The organism is Sphingobium sp. ba1 (assembly GCF_000743655.1).
In the GTDB taxonomy this organism is placed as follows: Bacteria; Pseudomonadota; Alphaproteobacteria; order Sphingomonadales; family Sphingomonadaceae; genus Sphingobium.
The window spans coordinates 2013267-2028684 of record NZ_JPPQ01000069.1; the positions used below are offsets into that span (position 1 = coordinate 2013267).

The window sequence follows — 15418 nt, forward strand, 5'->3', positions numbered from 1 at the left end:
AGCCGCGCTGCTGCGTTCGCCTGCTCCGCAGGCGCGCTGGTCTTCATCCTGTCGCTCATCCTCGGCTATACGCCCGGCCAGCCCGATGACATCGGGCAGATCAGCCGCGCACTGATCATCGCCATATTATGCGGGACGATGAGCTGGGCTTCGGCGCGCCAAACGGTCGCGACCACCGCCACCGCCATCGACATGGCGACCGAACGGCTCGTGTCGGCCGCGCATGGCGACCTGCAATCGCCGGTGCCGGGCGATATCGCGCGCGAAATGCCCGATCTTTCCGTGGCGATGGAAAGCCTGTTCAGCCAGGTGCGGACCAATTTGGACCATGTCCAGACGCTCGCGCTGTTCGACCAGATTACTGGCCTCGCCAATCGCACCAGCTTTTGCCGTCAGGTCGAACGCCATCTCGCCGAGCGGGTGGAGGAGCGTAAGGCCGCTTTGTTCTTCATCGATTTGGACGGGTTCAAGGGCGTCAATGATACGCTGGGCCATGCCGCGGGCGACCAACTGCTGGCGCGGGTCGCCGGGCGGCTGCGCGAAGTGGTGATGGCGCAGGTCGCTGCCGGGTCGGGCGATGCCGTGATCGGGCGGCTGGCGGGTGACGAGTTCACCATGTTCTTCCCCAACCTGCCCGGCCATAGTGCGGCGGCGCGCATTGCCCGCGCCATCCAGTTTGCGCTGGGCGAACGATTTGATTTGGGCAGTCAGCATGTCGACCTGGGCGCGTCGATCGGCATCGCCTGCTACCCCGACCATGGCGAGACGCTGACGGCTTTGCTGCGCGCGGCCGATGTCGCCATGTATCATGCCAAGCATGAGGGACGCGGCCGTGCGGAAATGTATAGCGCGGAACTGGCGCTGGAGGCATCCGACCGGGCCGACCTGGAACGCGATTTGATGCTGGCGTTGCAGCGTGACGAGTTCATTCTGGAATTTCAGGCGCAGATCGACATTGGCAGCGGCAGCGCGGTGGCCGCCGAGGCGCTGGTGCGCTGGGCGCATCCCGAACGCGACATCCTCATGCCGGGCGCGTTCGTCACTGTCGCGGAGGAAAGCGGCGTGATCGTCGCGCTGGGCGACTGGGTGATGGACAGGGTGTGCGAAACCGCCGCGCGCTGGGCAGCGGCGGGCATAAGCCAACGGATCGCCATCAACATCTCCACCCGCGAACTGGGGCAGGCTGATTTCTTCCTGCGCCTGCGCCACGCCATTGCCACCCACCAGACGCCGACGACGATGCTGGAACTGGAGATCAGCGAGTCGCTGGCGATGGAGATGGAGCCGCGCGTGCTGGATCAGTTGGCGGCGCTGCGACGCGACGGGGTGCGGGTGGCGATCGACGATTTCGGTACCGGCTATTCCAACCTGTCGCGGTTGAAGGAATTGCCGGTGGATCGCGTGAAGATCGACCGCAGCCTAGTGCGCGACATTGCGACATCGGCCGAAGCGCGGACCATCTGTTCGGCGGTTGTGGGCTTGATCCAAGGGCTGGGCCTGGAAGTTGTGGTCGAGGGGATTGAGAGCGAGGCGCAGATGGACATGCTGCGCGTCATCGGTTGCACCCAGTTTCAGGGCTATCATCTCGCCCGGCCGACGGGGGAACAAGCCTATCTCGACCGTTTCACCCCGACCGAAAGCCCGGACCGCGTCCTGTTGCTGCGCCAGCCAGAGCCACGCCGGGGCTGATCAGCCCTGTAGCGCGCGCTCGACGATCAGCGCGTAGATACGCTGCAAATCGCGCAAATCCTGCACCGCGACCGCTTCATCAAGCTTGTGCATCGTCGCATTGTTGTGGCCGAATTCCACCACCGGGCAAAGGCGCGAGAGGAAGCGGGCGTCCGACGTGCCGCCGGTGGTCGACAGGTCGGTGGCAAGGCCGGTGACATCGCGGATCGCGCCGCTGACCAGATCGCTGAACGCACCGGGCGGGGTCAGGAAGGGTTCGCCGCTGATCTTCGCCTCGACCGTGCCGCCCTCGGTGGCGGCGATGGCGGTGATGCGCTCAATCAGCGACGCGCCGCTATGCCGGTCGTTGAAGCGGATCGAGATGCGCGCGGTCGCAAGGCCGGGAATGACATTATGCGCCGGATTGCCGACGTCGAGGTCGGTAATTTCGATATTGCTGGGCTGGAACCAGTCGGTGCCCTCGTCCAGCGTCTCGGCCTCTATCGCGGACAGGATGCGGACCAGTTTGGGGATCGGATTATCGGCGAGATGGGGATAGGCGACATGGCCCTGACTGCCCGCCACGCTGATCCACATATTGACCGAACCGCGGCGCCCGATCTTCACCACGTCGCCCAACTGCGCCGACGAGGTCGGCTCGCCGACGAGGCAGAGGTCGGGGCGCAGTTCGCGCGCGGCCATCCGCTCCATCAGCGCGAGCGTGCCATGAACGGCCGGGCCTTCCTCATCGCCGGTGATGATCAGGCTGATCGTGCCGGGCAGATCGTCGGGCAGATCGTGCAGCGCTGCGACGAAGGCGGCGATCGCCCCCTTCATGTCCACCGCGCCGCGGCCGTAGAGCAAATCGCCGCGCTGTTCGGGAACGAACGGGTCGCTGGTCCAGCCCGGCCCCGGCGGCACGACGTCGAGATGCCCGGCAAAGGCGAAATGCTTGCCGCCGCCCGTGGTGCGCCAGGCGAGGAGATTTTCGACCGGGCCATCAGGCGCATCGCCGGTGACGAAACGGTCGACGGTAAAGCCCAGCGGTTCCAGCATAGCCTGCAGCGCGGTAAAGACGGCGCCGGTCGCGGGTGTTACGGAGGGGCAGGCAAGCAGTTGCTCGGCAAGCGCCACGACATCATGATTGGCTCTGGTGCTGGTCATGCCCAGGCGTTAGCGAAAGCCGGGCCGCTTGGCCAGCAGGAGGAGACAAGGCCGTGCCCCGGATCGACCTGGATGCCATCGCGCAGACCAATGCCACCGGCTATCCCGCGCCCCATGCCGACATCGTTGCCGGGCGGTGGGTAAGACGGCTGGGCCCTGCAAGCGATCTCTCGGATTTCGGCGTCAGCCATGTCGTGCTGAAACCTGGCGCGGCGTCGTCCAACCGGCATTGGCATGAGGATGAGGACGAGTTCGTCGTGATGCTGGCGGGGGAAGCCATGCTGGTCGAGGAGGATGGGCGCACGCTGCTGCGCGCGGGCGACATGGCGGCCTTTCCCAAGGGCGAGCCGAATGGCCATCATCTGGTCAATGAAAGCGACGTCGATTGCACTTTCCTGGCGTTCGGGCGGCCACCGACCGGCGATTGCCATTATGCCGACATCGACCTGCGATGGTCGAGCGGTCAATATCGCCACAAGGATGGGAGCGGCTTTTGACGATGCGGATGGATCGGCGCGCGCTGGTGACGGGCATGGGCGCGATGTTGGTGGCGGCCAAGGCACCGCCGGTTGCGCCCTTGCCTGCGACATTGGTGAAGCCGCCGCGTCTGCGGCCCGGCGACGTGGTCGGACTGATCGAACCGGCTGGCTTTACCGACGATATGTTCGACCTTGATCTGGTCAAGGAAACGATCGTGGCGATGGGGCTGGTGCCCCGACCTGCGCCGCATCTGGCCGCGCGCCATGGCTATCTCGCCGGGACCGACAAGGAGCGCGCCGCCGACGTCAATGCTATTTTCGCCGATCCGCAGGTGCGCGCCGTGTTCGCCGTGCGCGGCGGATGGGGCTGCGCGCGCATCCTGCCTTTGCTCGACTTCGCGACGATCCGCGCCAATCCCAAGCTGCTGATCGGCTTTTCGGACATCACCGCACTGCACATGGCCTTTGCCGCGCGGGCGGGTTTCACCACCATCCACGGCCCCAATGCGTCGAGCAGTTGGGGCCGTTTTTCCTGGGATGGATTTCGTGCGGTCGCGTTCGACGGGGCGATGCCGACCTTTGCCAATCCGGTCGGCAATGAGGACCGGCTGGTCCCGCGCGCCGGGCGCATCCGCACCTTTCACCCCGGCAAGGCGAGCGGGCGATTGCTGGGCGGCAACCTGACCGTGCTGGCGGCCTTGATGGGAACGGGCTGGCTACCCGATTTCAGCGGCGCGATATTGTTTATCGAGGATATTGGCGAAGCGCCCTATCGCATTGACCGGATGCTGACCCAGCTAGCGCTGGGGGGCGTGCTGGGGCGGCTGGCGGGCGTGGTGTTCGGCCAATGTACCGATTGCGGGGCGAGTGGGCCGTCCTATGGTGGGTTTACGCTGTCGGAAGTGTTGCAGCAGCATTTTGAGCCGCTCGGCATCCCCGTCTTTCAAGGGGCGCAGTTCGGCCATGTCGCCAACCAGTTCAGCCTGCCGCTGGGCGTGCGGGCGGAGATGGATGCGGACGCCGGGACGATCCGGTTGCTGGAGGCGGCTGTCGCCTAAGGCCGCTCATCCCAGCGGACCAGGGTGACCGCGCCATCGGGAGCGATGGCCAGTTCGCCGAACGCCCCGGTGCGCAGCTTCCGCGGCGGCAGACCGAGCGCCAGCAGCGCGAAGCGGGCCGCGCCGTTGGAAGTGACGAGCAGGTCGCCCCCCTCCCCGGCTTGCGCGAAGAAGGCGCGCCAGGCGGCGATGCGAGATTCGGCATCGACGATCCAGCCATCGGGCGCGATGCCCCGTTCTTCCCAGTCCGCCAGCGCTTGCGCGCCGATGCGGTCGAGCACGTCGGCTTCGGGGCGCCCTTCGTCGGGGCCATGGTCGATCTCGCCTAGCCAGTCGCGCGTGTCATCTTGCGCATGGCCGGTAGCGGCGGCGATCGCAGCGGCGGTCTGACGGGCGCGGAGGAGCGGGCTGCTGAACAGGCGGTGGATGGGGAATGATTGCTGCGCAAACCAGGTGCCGAGGCGCTCGGCCTGGGCGTGACCGCTGTCGACCAGCGGGATGTCGGTGCGCGATCCGATGCGGCAGGCCTCAGCGCTGCTGGCGAAAGTGTTGCCGTGGCGGATGATGAAGATGTGGCGCATCAGAGCGGAGGCGTGGGGTCGCCATGCTGGGCGATCAGTGCTTCCACGCGGCTGATATCGGCTTCGGTATCGATGCCCGAACTGTCGAAGGAGGGCGGATCGACGGGGACGGTCATGATCGGAATGCCGAGTTGCAAGAGGCGGAGTTGCTCCAGCCCTTCGAGATTTTCCAATGTTGTGGGCGGGCAGGCCTCGAACCGAAGCAGCGCGTTCAGCGCATAGCCATAGAGGCCGACATGCCGCCAGACGGGCGAGCGCGGCAGGCTGGCGCGTAGGCTGTCTTCGCTGCGGATGGCAGGGATGATCGCTTTGGAAAACCAATAGGCATGGCCGTCGGGCGCGCGGGCGCAAGTGGTGCCGCTGAAGGGCGAGCGGGTCTTGTGATCGCGCAGGGCGTCGAGCGCGGGCCAGTCCAGCGCGATGACCGGGGTGGCGACCTGGGCGCCCGCCTCCAGCGCAACGATGACGGCGCCGAGCGCGCCCTGGGGCTGGAAGGGTGAGTCGCCCTGAAGGTTGATGACGAAGTTGGGTGCTGTGGGCTGGGCCAAGGCGGCGGCGAGCGCGCGGCCTGACCCGGCGGCGATGGCGCTGTCGGTCATCACCGCCTCGCAGCCCACCGCGCGGGCATGATCGGCGATTTCGGCGTCATCGGTGGCGACGGTTAGCGCCACCCCTGCCCTGTCGCCGATCGCCGCGCGCGCCATGGCGATCGTGCGATGCAGCAGCGTGCGCCCTGCGATGAGGCGCAGGGGCTTGCGCGGCAGACGGGAAGACCCCGCCCGCGCGGGAATGACGACCAGATGGTTCAGGCGACCCCGGCGTGCAGCAAGTCGTGCATATGGACGGCACCGACCAGGCGGCCCTTTTCGCAGACGAACAGCAGCATGATGTTATGCTCATGCATGACATGCAGCGCTTCATGGGCGAGATCGTCGGGGGTGATGGCGTGGGGCGTGACCGTCATAAAACGGCCGACCGGTTCGGTCAGATTCTGCTTGGCGGTGACGGCTCGACGCAGGTCGCCATCGGTGAAGGCACCGATCAGCCGCCCTTCATTATCCGTGATCGCCGTGCCGCCGAGGCGCGCGCGGGTCATTTCTATGGTTGCGTCGAGCAGCGAGGCGTCCTGGCGCACCTGCGGCACGTCGCCGCCCTTCGACATCAGTTCGCGCACCTTGAGCAGTTGCGCGCCGAGACGGCCATTGGGGTGGAATTTGTGGAAATCGTCGGCGGAAAAGCCGCGCATTTCCATCAGCGAAATCGCCAGGGCATCGCCGAACGCCATCTGCACCGTGGTCGAAGTGGTGGGGGCCAGCGCGTTGGGACAGGCTTCCTGCACTTCGGGCATCAGGATGCAAATGTCGGCGGCCTGCGCGACGGTGCTTTGCGCCTGCGCGGTCATCGCCAGCAAGGGGATGGCGAAGCGTTTGCAATATTGAATGATCGGGCCGAGTTCGGTCGATTCGCCCGAATGGGACAGCATCAGTACGACGTCGTCGGGCGTCACCATGCCAAGGTCGCCATGCCCGGCATCGGCGGGATGCAGGAAGATGGCAGGCGTGCCGGTGGAAGTGAGCGTCGCGGTCATCTTGCGCGCGACGATGCCGCTCTTGCCGATGCCGGTGACGATGACACGACCGCGCACCTGCATCAAGACGCCGACAAGGCGCAGGAAGGTGGCGGCAAATTCCCGCTGGCCAAAGCGGGCTTCGAGTTCGTTAAGGCCGGTCGCTGCGATGGAGAGGCTTCTGCACGCCGTCTCCACGATACGGCCACCTGAGCCGAAAGGCACGATCTTGGATGCTGATGTTGACACGCGTTTGCCCTTTTTTCCGCGCTCCGCCGCGAGCTTGTCTCACTGGCGGAGACGGTGGACGAACCGCCGATTTCGGCGTGATGTCCTCCCTTGTTCCGCGACCCCCGGACGGAAATACCGCCCGGCATGGTGCGACTGTTTACGCCGTTTCAGGGACTTATGGCAATCCTTTTTGCAACTGCGAAAAAATCATTACAGGAAAAAGACGGCCCTGTCCGCGCCCCAAAATCCGCCGAAACGACGGCTTTGAGCGACCAGCCGCGCAGCCATTTTCAGCTTCGCGCGTGCGGCGTCCGGCAACCTTATGAGACTCCGTGATAATCACGATACCATTGGACGAATCGGGGGACACCCGATTCGATGCTCACCGATGGCGCGAAACCGATGTCGCGTGCGATGGCGCTGATGTCAGCGAAGGTCGCATGGACATCGCCCGGCTGGATCGGCTGGAAGTCGATCTGGGCCTTGATCCCTATCGCGTCCTCCAGCACGGCGATGAGGTACATCAATTCTTCGGGCCGGTTGTTACCGATATTGTAGAGGCGATGCGGCGCGCGGCTGCCGCCTGCCTTGAGCGCACCATCGTCGGCGGGGGGATGATCGAGACAGCCCAAAATGCCGGTCACGATATCGTCTATATAGGTGAAGTCGCGCTGCATCCGGCCATGGTTGAACACCGGGATCGGCTGACCCGCGAGGATCTTTGAGGTGAAGATCCACATCGCCATGTCGGGGCGGCCCCAGGGACCATAGACGGTAAAAAACCGCAGGCCCGTCATGGGGATACGGAAGAGATGGGCGTAGGTCTCACTCATCAGTTCGTCGGCGCGCTTGGTCGCCGCGTAGAGCGAGACGGGATGGTCGGCGCGATCCTCGACGCGGAAAGGCAGCGTGTCATTGCCGCCATAGACCGAGGAGGAGGAGGCATAGACCAGATGCCGCACCCGCCGTTCGCGCGCCAGTTCGAGCATGTTGACATGCCCCGCCAGGTTGGAGCGGACATAGGCGTGGGGGTTGATGAGCGAATAGCGCACCCCGGCCTGCGCGCCCAGATGCACGATCGATTCGATCACCTGATCATGGAGCGTCGCGTTGACCGCATCCATGTCCGCGAAATCCAGTTGGTGGAAGGTGAACAGCTTGCCATGGGCGGCGGACAGGCTGTCGAGTCGCGCGCGCTTGAGCGACACCGGGTAATAATCGTTGAGATTGTCGATGCCGACCACGGCATGACCCTGCGCCATCAGGCGATCGGCGACATGCATGCCGATGAAACCCGCAGCCCCCGTGACCAATATCGTCATGCCCATTTCTCCACGCCTGTCGGTCCTGCTGTCCGACGATCCGCCTTTATATGTAAAGCCTCGTCGGGTCGCGTCCTAGAGCAGTTTCCGATCCGATTGCATCGGCTCGGCTGCTCTAGGGTTTTGGTTTGCCGCGTTTTCCGAGTCAGCAGGTGATTCCACCTGCTTGGAAAACGCTATAGCGTGGAGGATTTAGCCTTTCCCTAATCTTTCCGATCTAAAGGCGGAAAGATGGACATGGCATCCCATCCCCTGCCCCCTTATTCCCATCCGGCGGGCGTGCCGCAGCGCGCGCGCTGGGAGGATCTGGCCGTCCAGGCGGCAGAGGCCAATGCTTTTTATGCGCCCGATATGCTGGCAGCCGCGATCGATCATCTGGCAGCGGATGGCGACGTCCGCCTGATCGAAGCGCGCGAGGGGGACAGGCTGATCGGCCTGCTGCCCGTCACGGTGCGATCGCGCCATGGGCGGCTGCCGATCGGCTGCGTCGGCAATTGGGTGCATGATCATTGTTTTTTCGGCGCGCCGATAATCCGGCAGGGGCATGAGGCGGCGGCGTGGCGCAGCTTTCTGGCGCAGTTGGACGAAGCCCCCTGGGCGCGCGGCTTCCTCCATCTCGAAGCGATCGACGCGGCGGGGGCCAATGCCGCCGCCATCGAAGCGGTGTGCGTCGAGCAGCGGCGCGGATGGCGCGAGATTCATCGCTATGACCGGGCGATGCTGCGGTCGGACCTGACCGCCGACGCCTATTGGGAGAGCCAGGTCCGGGCGAAGAAGCGCAAGGAATTGCGGCGGCTGCAAAAGCGGCTGGCGGACCTGGGCGTTGTAGAAAGCCGGTTGCTGACCGATCGGAGCGACGTGGCGCGCTGGTGCGGGGAATTTCTGGCGCTCGAAGCGTCGGGCTGGAAGGGCCGCGAGGGAACGGCGATGGGCTGCAAGCCTGCGGACGCAGCCTTTTTCCGCGCGGCTTGTGCTGCCGGGTTCGATGCCGGGCGGCTGCATATGCTGCGGCTCGACCTTGACGAGCGGGCGATCGCGATGCTGGTCAATTTTCGCCATGGCGCGGGTGCCTTTTCCTTCAAGATAGCGATCGATGAGGAATATGGCCGTTTTTCGCCCGGCGTCCTGATCGAGATCGCCAACCTGCATGCGGTGCAGGATGATTCGGCGATCGGCTGGATGGACAGTTGCGCCGCGCCTGATCATCCGATGATCGACAGCCTGTGGGCCGAACGGCGCACAATCGTCCAATATCGTATCGCCCTCCACGGCCAGGGCATGACGCAGTTTCAGCGGGCGGCGGCCTTTGCCATCGCCAATGGCGTCGAGAGTGCCGCCAGACTTTTGAAAGGACAGGGATGACCGCCCATAGCCCGATCGCGGCCGCCAGGGTCGCGACCTTCCCCGACACTGCGCGCGCGACCTTCGCCGCCGCTTACCCCGGCCAGCCCGCCCGTTTGTGCCACGACCTGGTCGGGCACGCATTGCTGACGCTCGACGCGTTGGCGACGCTGGCGGAGCGGATGCCTGCATCGTCGGTGGAATATAATCTGGGCAAACTGCCGCTCGGCGTGCGGCCGGAGGATACGCCGTCCAACGGGCTGACGCTGGATGAGACGATCCGCACGATCGAGACCAATGGCAGTTGGGCGGTGCTGAAGAATGTCGAACGCGACCCGGCCTATGGCGCGCTGCTGGATGCGGCGCTCGCCGATCTGGAGCCGATCGTCCATGCCGCGACCGGGCCGATGCTGCATCGCGAGGCCTTCATCTTCCTGACATCGCCGGGCAGCGTAACGCCGTTCCACATGGACCCGGAGCATAATATCCTGCTCCAGATCATGGGCGACAAGGTGATGACCGTCTTTCCCGCGCGCGACGAAGCGCTGGTCCCGGCGCAGAAGAGCGAGGATTTCCACGGTGGCGGGCATCGCAATCTGGTGTGGCAGGACGGGTTCAAGGCGCGCGGCACCGCTTTTCCGCTGGCGCCGGGCGAGGCGATCCATGTGCCGGTGAAAGCACCCCATTTCGTCGAGAACGGCCCTGCCGTATCGATAAGCCTGTCGGTGACATGGCGGTCGGAACGCAGCGTGGCGGAGGGCGAATTGCACAGTTTCAACGCGCTGCTGCGCAAACGCGGCCTGCCCACCGGCACGGTCAGCGCCCGGCCGGAACGGCAGGGGCTGCGCCGCCTCGTCTATCGCATCATGCGGAAGCTGGGCGTTTAAGCAGGCGGCGCAACAGCGCTTCGGCTTCGAGGCGCGGGCTGAACCGTTCGATCATCCACCATTCCAGGCTTTCCTCGCAGGTGGAAAGGCTCTGCTTGTAGCGATCTTTGCCCGCGAGCAGCGAGTAGAGCGACAGGTCGCGCTCAGCATAATATGCGACGGCGGCGGCATGGCAGAGCAGGCCGGGTTTGTCCTTGGCAGTGCGCGGTTCGGCAAAGGCGGACTGATAGTTCATCGCGACGCCCCGATGGACGAAGTTGACGAGCAGGCCGACCACCCCGCCTGAATCAGTGAAGCGCAGCAGTTCGACCGAGCCGCCGGGCAAGCCGCGCGCGGCGATGGTGGCGACGAAAGCGCGGAAGCCCGCATCGTCCCACGCATTGTCGGCGTGGCGACCGCTGTTGAGCGCTGCCATCTCGTCCAGCCAGGGGGTTATGTCGTTGAGGCCAGCGACGGCGACGTCTGGCAAAGGACCGCCATGATCCTTCATCGCACGCCGAATCTGGCTGCGGGTGTTGGCGCTGAGCAGTGACAGATAATCCCCATTCGCGGCGCGCACGGCGGCGAGATCGACCTGATAAACGGGCGACACGTCGCGGCGCGTCTTGCGGCGGGCGGGCAGGTTCAGCAGCGGCGAGTCCGGCGCAATGCCGCTGAGGCGGAGAGCGCGCCAGTCGCGGCGGCGGGTGAGCGCTTCGACGGCGGCGGCGGCGGCTTCCGCCTCCCGGCCTGCCTCTGCCAGCAAGCCGTTATATTCGACATAGGGGCGGTCTGCGGCGGGATCGCCCGACTGGTTGAGACTGAGCGTGGCGACGCTGCCCAGTAGGCGCGGTTGCATCGCGTGGCCGACCAGCGCGAGGGCGACGTGGTTGCCGCTATCGTCCGTGATGGCCAGCAATTCGGGACGGATGGCATAGCTGTCGAGCCAGGCACCAGTCCAGGTCCAGCCGAGGAAGAAGGACGCGTCAGCGCGTGCTTCGAGCGCCTGCCAACGGGTTGCCAGCGCCGCACGATCGGGCAGCGAAAAGGATGCGGTAAGAGCCATCGCGCTCCTTGTGGCAGAGCATCCGGCGCGGTCAAGCGGCGGCTATGCGGTCGTCCGCCGATCAGGATCGACCGTGCCATCGGGGCGCACCCCGGCGCGGGCAAGATCGCGGCCGATATGGCCGGTCAGGAACCGCTGCCACATGACGAAATCGGCGCGCAGCGACCAGAGCGGATAGCGGAAGGTGGCGGGCCGGTTGCGCTCGATCAGGCCATGGCCCACCCAGGCGAAGCCATAGCCGACGACCGGCAGCGCCGCCGCCATCCACCAACGGCCAGCGACCGGGGCCGCCGCCGCCAGCAGCACGACCAGGCTGGTCCCCGCATAATGGAGCGCGCGCGTACCAGGGCGCGCATGTTCGCGCAGATAATGGGGCCAGAAATCACGGAAACGGGTCAGACGGGTCACGGCAATCCTCTCAATGAAAGACTTTAAAGCCTTCCGGGATCGCTGTTAAGGCCTATGCGTCAGGCCGTGGCGCGATCGGGCGCGAACAGGAAATAATCATAGGCGGCGCGGGCGGCCTCCGCCATGATCCGGTCGCGCATCACCCGGCCGCGATGATCCTGCATGACGAAGACGGTGATGGCGAACATCCGCCCATCGGGCAGGGTGATGACGCCCGTATCGTTGCCGGTGCCGTTGATCGTGCCGGTCTTGTGCGCGATCGTCGTGCCGGGCGGCAACATGCCGGGCAGGCGCGTCTTGCCGGTGCGGCAGCGTTCCATGATGGTGATGAAGGCATGGGTGCTGGCGGGCGAAAGCGCCCGGCCAGTGCGGATCGCGGCTACCAGGTCAGTCATGGCGGTCGGCGTCGCGCTGTCGCGCGGATCGCGGGCGAAGGCGATATTGGGGAGGTCGCGACTGTCGCGGGTGCGCAGCGCCGGATCGGCGGCCAGCGCGGCGGCGACGTTGCGGTTGAAATTGCCCGGACGCGGCGCGAGGTCCATGGCGCGGTAGAGCAGGTCGGCGGTGTTGCTATCGACGCGCAGCCCCTTGATCCCCAGCCCCGCAACCCAGCCATTGACCGCCGTCGGGCCACCGGCGCGCGCGACCAGCATATCGGTGGCATGGTTATCGCTCTGCGTCAGCATCAAGTCGAGCAATTGCGCCACCGGCAGCGCCGCGCCCGGCCCCATGGTGGCGACGTCGCGCGGCACGATGTCGGTCAGCGCCAATTGTCCGGCGTCGATCATGGCGAAGATCTTGCCCGCGACCGCGACCTTATAGGCGCTGGCCATCGGGAAGAGCGTGTCGCCGTTGAGCGAGAGGCTTTCGCCGCTGGCAAGGTCGCGCACGGTGATGCCGACCGTGCCGTCGGTGAGGGTCGCAAACCGCTGAAATTGGGCGATCAGGCGGGTTTCGGCGGTTTGCTGGACAGCGGATTTGACGGGACCGAAGGCATCGGCGCTGGGCAGCGGGGCCAGGAAAAGGCCGAAGGCGGCGGCAAGGGCGATCGGGCGATGGAAGCGCATGGCGTCTGTTTTGCGGATGTGACGATGCCGCGCAAGCGCATTTACCCTGTCGGACGCGATTGACAGGGCTTTACGCGCCGGGCCATCAGGCGGCATGAGCGGAACCATCAAGCTGCACGAAAGCTGGCGTGAGGCGTTAGCCGACCAGTTCGCCGCCCCGCATATGCAGGGACTGAAAGCCTTTCTGGAGGCGGAGAAGGCGGCAGGCAAACGCATCTTCCCCAAGGGCAGCGAATATTTCCGTGCGCTCGACTTGACCCCGCTCGCCCAGGTCAAGGTCGTGATATTGGGGCAAGACCCCTATCATGGCGAGGGGCAAGCGCATGGCCTGTGCTTTTCGGTGCAGCCCGGCGTGCGGACGCCGCCTTCGCTCGTCAATATCTACAAGGAGATGGAGAGCGACTTGGGGATTGCGCGGGCCGGGCATGGCTTTCTCGAACATTGGGCGCGGCAAGGCGTGCTGCTGCTCAACAGCGTGCTGACGGTCGAGATGGGCCGGGCGGCGTCGCATCAGGGCAAGGGCTGGGAGTTGTTTACCGACGCGATCGTGCGGCTGGTGGCGCAGAAAGAGGAGCCGGTCGTGTTCCTGCTATGGGGCGCCTATGCCCAGCGCAAGGCGGGCTTCGTCGATCAGAGCCGCCATCTGATCCTGAAATCCGCCCACCCTTCCCCGCTGTCGGCGCATAATGGCTTTCTGGGATCACGGCCTTTTTCACAGGCCAATGCGTTTCTGGAAGCGCAGGGACGTGGGGGCATCGACTGGGCGCTGCCGCCGCTGTGAAACGCACCCGGCTCAGCATCTGCGCGCGCAAGCGGCGCTATGGGTCGGAAGAGGAAGCGCGGGAGGCGATGGTGCGCGCCGCGATTATATTGCGGCCCTATCGCTGCGACCGGTGCGGGCTGTTCCACCTGACCAGCCGGACCAAGGGCAAGCGGATCGCGCGACCGGTGGGGTAAGCGTTCTATCTTTTGCCCAAAAAGGGTTGAGGCCCGGTCCTGCTTGCGCAGGCCGAGCCTCTTTCCCTCTCCAAACGGATAAGGCGATCAGCCGTCGTAGTCGCCGCCGATATTCTGGTTGCGCGGCGGCGCGGCGGCGGTGAGGCGAAGAGCCTCTGCCGACTGGGCGATCGAGCCGATTTCATCGGGGGTGTCGTCATCGTCAATCTGCACCTTCTGCAGCGACGCGACGAGCGAATGATGCAGTTCGTCCGGCAGAACGGTCTCTTCCGCGATTTCGCGCAGAGCGACGACGGGGTTCTTGTCGCGGTCGCGATCGACCGTCAGTTCGGCCCCGCCGGAAATTTCCCGCGCGCGCTGAGCGGCGAGAAGGACGAGGTCAAAACGGTTGGTAACTTTGTCGACGCAATCTTCGACGGTGACGCGGGCCAAACAGGGCCTCCTGAATACAGCGAAGGGAAATTTCGAATTCGTCGCCTAGCAGCATGACCCATGGGAGTCAATGAAAAGGGCATAAGGCCTTGGCAAATCATGGCGCAAAGGGGCATGAGGCGCAGATGGCGATCAACGATCAAGCCCCGCCGCTGGCCGATGCGGACAGCGAAGCGGACGATATCACCATCATGCTGGCGGGCAACCGGCTGCGGCTCATCACGCAAGGGGTGGCGTTGCGCGACACGCTGATCGGCCTGATCGAAGGCGCGCGCCATAGCCTAAAACTCTATTATTATATCTTTGCCGATGATGGCAGCGGCGTGCTGGTGCGGGATGCGCTGGTCGCGGCGCGGGGGCGCGGTGTCGCCGTAACGCTGATGGTCGATGGTTTCGGGTCGGGCAAGACGCCCGACAGCTTCTTTGCCCCGCTCATCGACGCGGGCGCGCATTTCGGGCGTTTCGGGACGCGGCGGTCGACCCGCTACCTGATCCGCAATCATCAGAAGATGGCGATCGCCGACGACCAGCGGCTGATGATCGGCGGTTTCAATATCGAGGATGGCTATTTCGGCATACCGGCGGATGGTTGCTGGTGCGACCTGGGGCTGATGATCGAGGGCGATCAGGTCGAGGTGATGACCCGCTGGTACGGGCAGTTGTGGCGCTGGGTCTCGACGCGCAAGCAACGGTTCCGCACCTTGCGACGCATGGTCCGGGGTTGGAATCCGAGCCTGCATCCGCAACAGGCCGATCCCTTTCGCTGGCTGGTCGGTGGTCCCACCCGGCGGCTGAGCCCCTGGGCGAAGGTGGTCAAGCACGACATGGAGCAGGCGCGGCGGGTCGATATGGTCGCGGCCTATTTTTCGCCGGGCCGGGGCATGCTCAAGCGCATCGCACGGGCGGCGCAGCGGGACGGCGCGCGCCTGATCCTGCCTGCCAAGTCGGACAATGGTGCGACGATCGCGGCGGCCAGGCTCTTATACGGGCCGCTGCTTAAGCGCGGGGTGGAGATTGACGAATATCAGCCGCATAAATTGCACATGAAGCTGTTCGTTATCGACGATGCGGTGTTCGTGGGGTCGGCCAATTTCGACATGCGTAGCCTGTTCGTCAATCTGGAGGTGATGCTGCGGATCGAGGATGCGGGCTTTGCGGCGGCGGTGCGGCAGATGATCGACCGGCAGGCGGCGTTGAGCCGGACGATCACG

17 protein-coding genes are annotated in these 15418 nt (G+C 65.3%); 8 read left to right on the forward strand and 9 right to left on the reverse strand.

Going from position 1 to position 15418, the window contains the following annotated elements:
• On the forward strand, nt 1-1689 hold a 1689-nt coding region (locus tag IL54_RS12805), incomplete at its 5' end, for a putative bifunctional diguanylate cyclase/phosphodiesterase (protein WP_076605580.1).
• On the opposite strand, the gene dapE is transcribed toward IL54_RS12805, so the two are convergent.
• Nucleotides 1690-2832 (reverse strand): succinyl-diaminopimelate desuccinylase, encoded by a 1143-nt coding sequence (dapE, locus tag IL54_RS12810; RefSeq protein ID WP_037476153.1) that lies wholly within the window; start codon nt 2830-2832, stop codon nt 1690-1692.
• 53 nt (nt 2833-2885) lie between these two features.
• On the opposite strand from dapE, the gene IL54_RS12815 reads away from it, so the two are divergent.
• Both IL54_RS12815 and IL54_RS12820 read left to right on the forward strand, forming a co-directional pair.
• Entirely contained in the window at nt 2886-3329 is a 444-nt protein-coding gene (locus tag IL54_RS12815) for a cupin domain-containing protein (RefSeq protein ID WP_037476155.1), read from the forward strand.
• Between the two features lie 2 nt (nt 3330-3331).
• On the forward strand, nt 3332-4369 hold the full coding sequence (locus IL54_RS12820; protein ID WP_052027688.1) for a S66 peptidase family protein: 1038 nt from the start codon (nt 3332-3334) through the stop codon (nt 4367-4369).
• Here the strand turns inward: IL54_RS12820 and IL54_RS12825 are convergent.
• The 4 genes from IL54_RS12825 to IL54_RS12840 all read right to left on the reverse strand — a co-directional run bounded on the left by IL54_RS12825 (nt 4366) and on the right by IL54_RS12840 (nt 8070).
• Entirely contained in the window at nt 4366-4950 is a 585-nt protein-coding gene (locus IL54_RS12825) for a histidine phosphatase family protein (protein ID WP_037476157.1), read from the reverse strand. The genes IL54_RS12820 and IL54_RS12825 overlap by 4 nt on opposite strands.
• Entirely contained in the window at nt 4950-5750 is an 801-nt protein-coding gene (kdsB, locus tag IL54_RS12830) for a 3-deoxy-manno-octulosonate cytidylyltransferase (RefSeq protein WP_156106209.1), read from the reverse strand. Before kdsB ends, IL54_RS12825 begins: the two co-directional genes overlap by 1 nt.
• 5 nt (nt 5751-5755) lie before the next feature.
• Nucleotides 5756-6715, reverse strand: a complete 960-nt coding sequence (locus tag IL54_RS12835; protein WP_052027689.1) for a KpsF/GutQ family sugar-phosphate isomerase — start codon at nt 6713-6715, stop codon at nt 5756-5758.
• A gap of 353 nt (nt 6716-7068) precedes the next feature.
• Nucleotides 7069-8070 carry an NAD-dependent epimerase/dehydratase family protein gene (locus IL54_RS12840; RefSeq protein ID WP_037478622.1) on the reverse strand — a complete coding sequence of 334 codons (1002 nt, stop codon included), beginning with the start codon at nt 8068-8070 and terminating at the stop codon, nt 7069-7071.
• Nucleotides 8071-8301: 231 nt separating this feature from the next.
• Between IL54_RS12840 and IL54_RS12845 the strand changes: the two genes are divergently transcribed.
• Both IL54_RS12845 and IL54_RS12850 read left to right on the forward strand, forming a co-directional pair.
• Nucleotides 8302-9432 carry a GNAT family N-acetyltransferase gene (locus tag IL54_RS12845; RefSeq protein WP_037476161.1) on the forward strand — a complete coding sequence of 377 codons (1131 nt, stop codon included), beginning with the start codon at nt 8302-8304 and terminating at the stop codon, nt 9430-9432.
• Nucleotides 9429-10298: a cupin-like domain-containing protein gene (locus IL54_RS12850; protein ID WP_037476163.1), complete on the forward strand. Its 870-nt coding sequence runs from the start codon at nt 9429-9431 to the stop codon at nt 10296-10298. The genes IL54_RS12845 and IL54_RS12850 overlap by 4 nt, the downstream gene beginning before the upstream one ends.
• On the opposite strand, the gene IL54_RS12855 is transcribed toward IL54_RS12850, so the two are convergent.
• The 3 genes from IL54_RS12855 to IL54_RS12865 are packed head-to-tail and all read right to left on the reverse strand — an operon-like array spanning nt 10276 to nt 12818.
• Entirely contained in the window at nt 10276-11343 is a 1068-nt protein-coding gene (locus IL54_RS12855) for a GNAT family N-acetyltransferase (protein WP_037476165.1), read from the reverse strand. The two genes, IL54_RS12850 and IL54_RS12855, sit on opposite strands and share 23 nt — an antisense overlap.
• 42 nt (nt 11344-11385) lie before the next feature.
• Nucleotides 11386-11751 carry a DUF962 domain-containing protein gene (locus IL54_RS12860; protein WP_037476167.1) on the reverse strand — a complete coding sequence of 122 codons (366 nt, stop codon included), beginning with the start codon at nt 11749-11751 and terminating at the stop codon, nt 11386-11388.
• A gap of 59 nt (nt 11752-11810) precedes the next feature.
• Nucleotides 11811-12818, reverse strand: coding sequence for a serine hydrolase (locus IL54_RS12865; RefSeq protein WP_037476169.1), 1008 nt, complete (start codon nt 12816-12818; stop codon nt 11811-11813).
• A gap of 94 nt (nt 12819-12912) precedes the next feature.
• Between IL54_RS12865 and ung the strand changes: the two genes are divergently transcribed.
• Together ung and IL54_RS12875 are read left to right on the forward strand one after the other, a co-directional pair.
• On the forward strand, nt 12913-13599 hold the full coding sequence (gene ung, locus IL54_RS12870; RefSeq protein ID WP_037476171.1) for a uracil-DNA glycosylase: 687 nt from the start codon (nt 12913-12915) through the stop codon (nt 13597-13599).
• The gene (locus IL54_RS12875) at nt 13596-13775 is read left to right on the forward strand and encodes a hypothetical protein (RefSeq protein ID WP_037476173.1); all 180 of its coding nucleotides are present in this window, start codon (nt 13596-13598) and stop codon (nt 13773-13775) included. The genes ung and IL54_RS12875 overlap by 4 nt, the downstream gene beginning before the upstream one ends.
• An 87-nt stretch (nt 13776-13862) precedes the next feature.
• Here IL54_RS12875 and rpoZ read toward each other — a convergent pair whose 3' ends face one another.
• Nucleotides 13863-14207 carry a DNA-directed RNA polymerase subunit omega gene (rpoZ, locus tag IL54_RS12880; protein WP_037476174.1) on the reverse strand — a complete coding sequence of 115 codons (345 nt, stop codon included), beginning with the start codon at nt 14205-14207 and terminating at the stop codon, nt 13863-13865.
• Between the two features lie 125 nt (nt 14208-14332).
• Here rpoZ and IL54_RS12885 point away from each other — a divergent pair.
• On the forward strand, nt 14333-15418 hold a 1086-nt coding region (locus IL54_RS12885), incomplete at its 3' end, for a phospholipase D-like domain-containing protein (protein ID WP_037478624.1).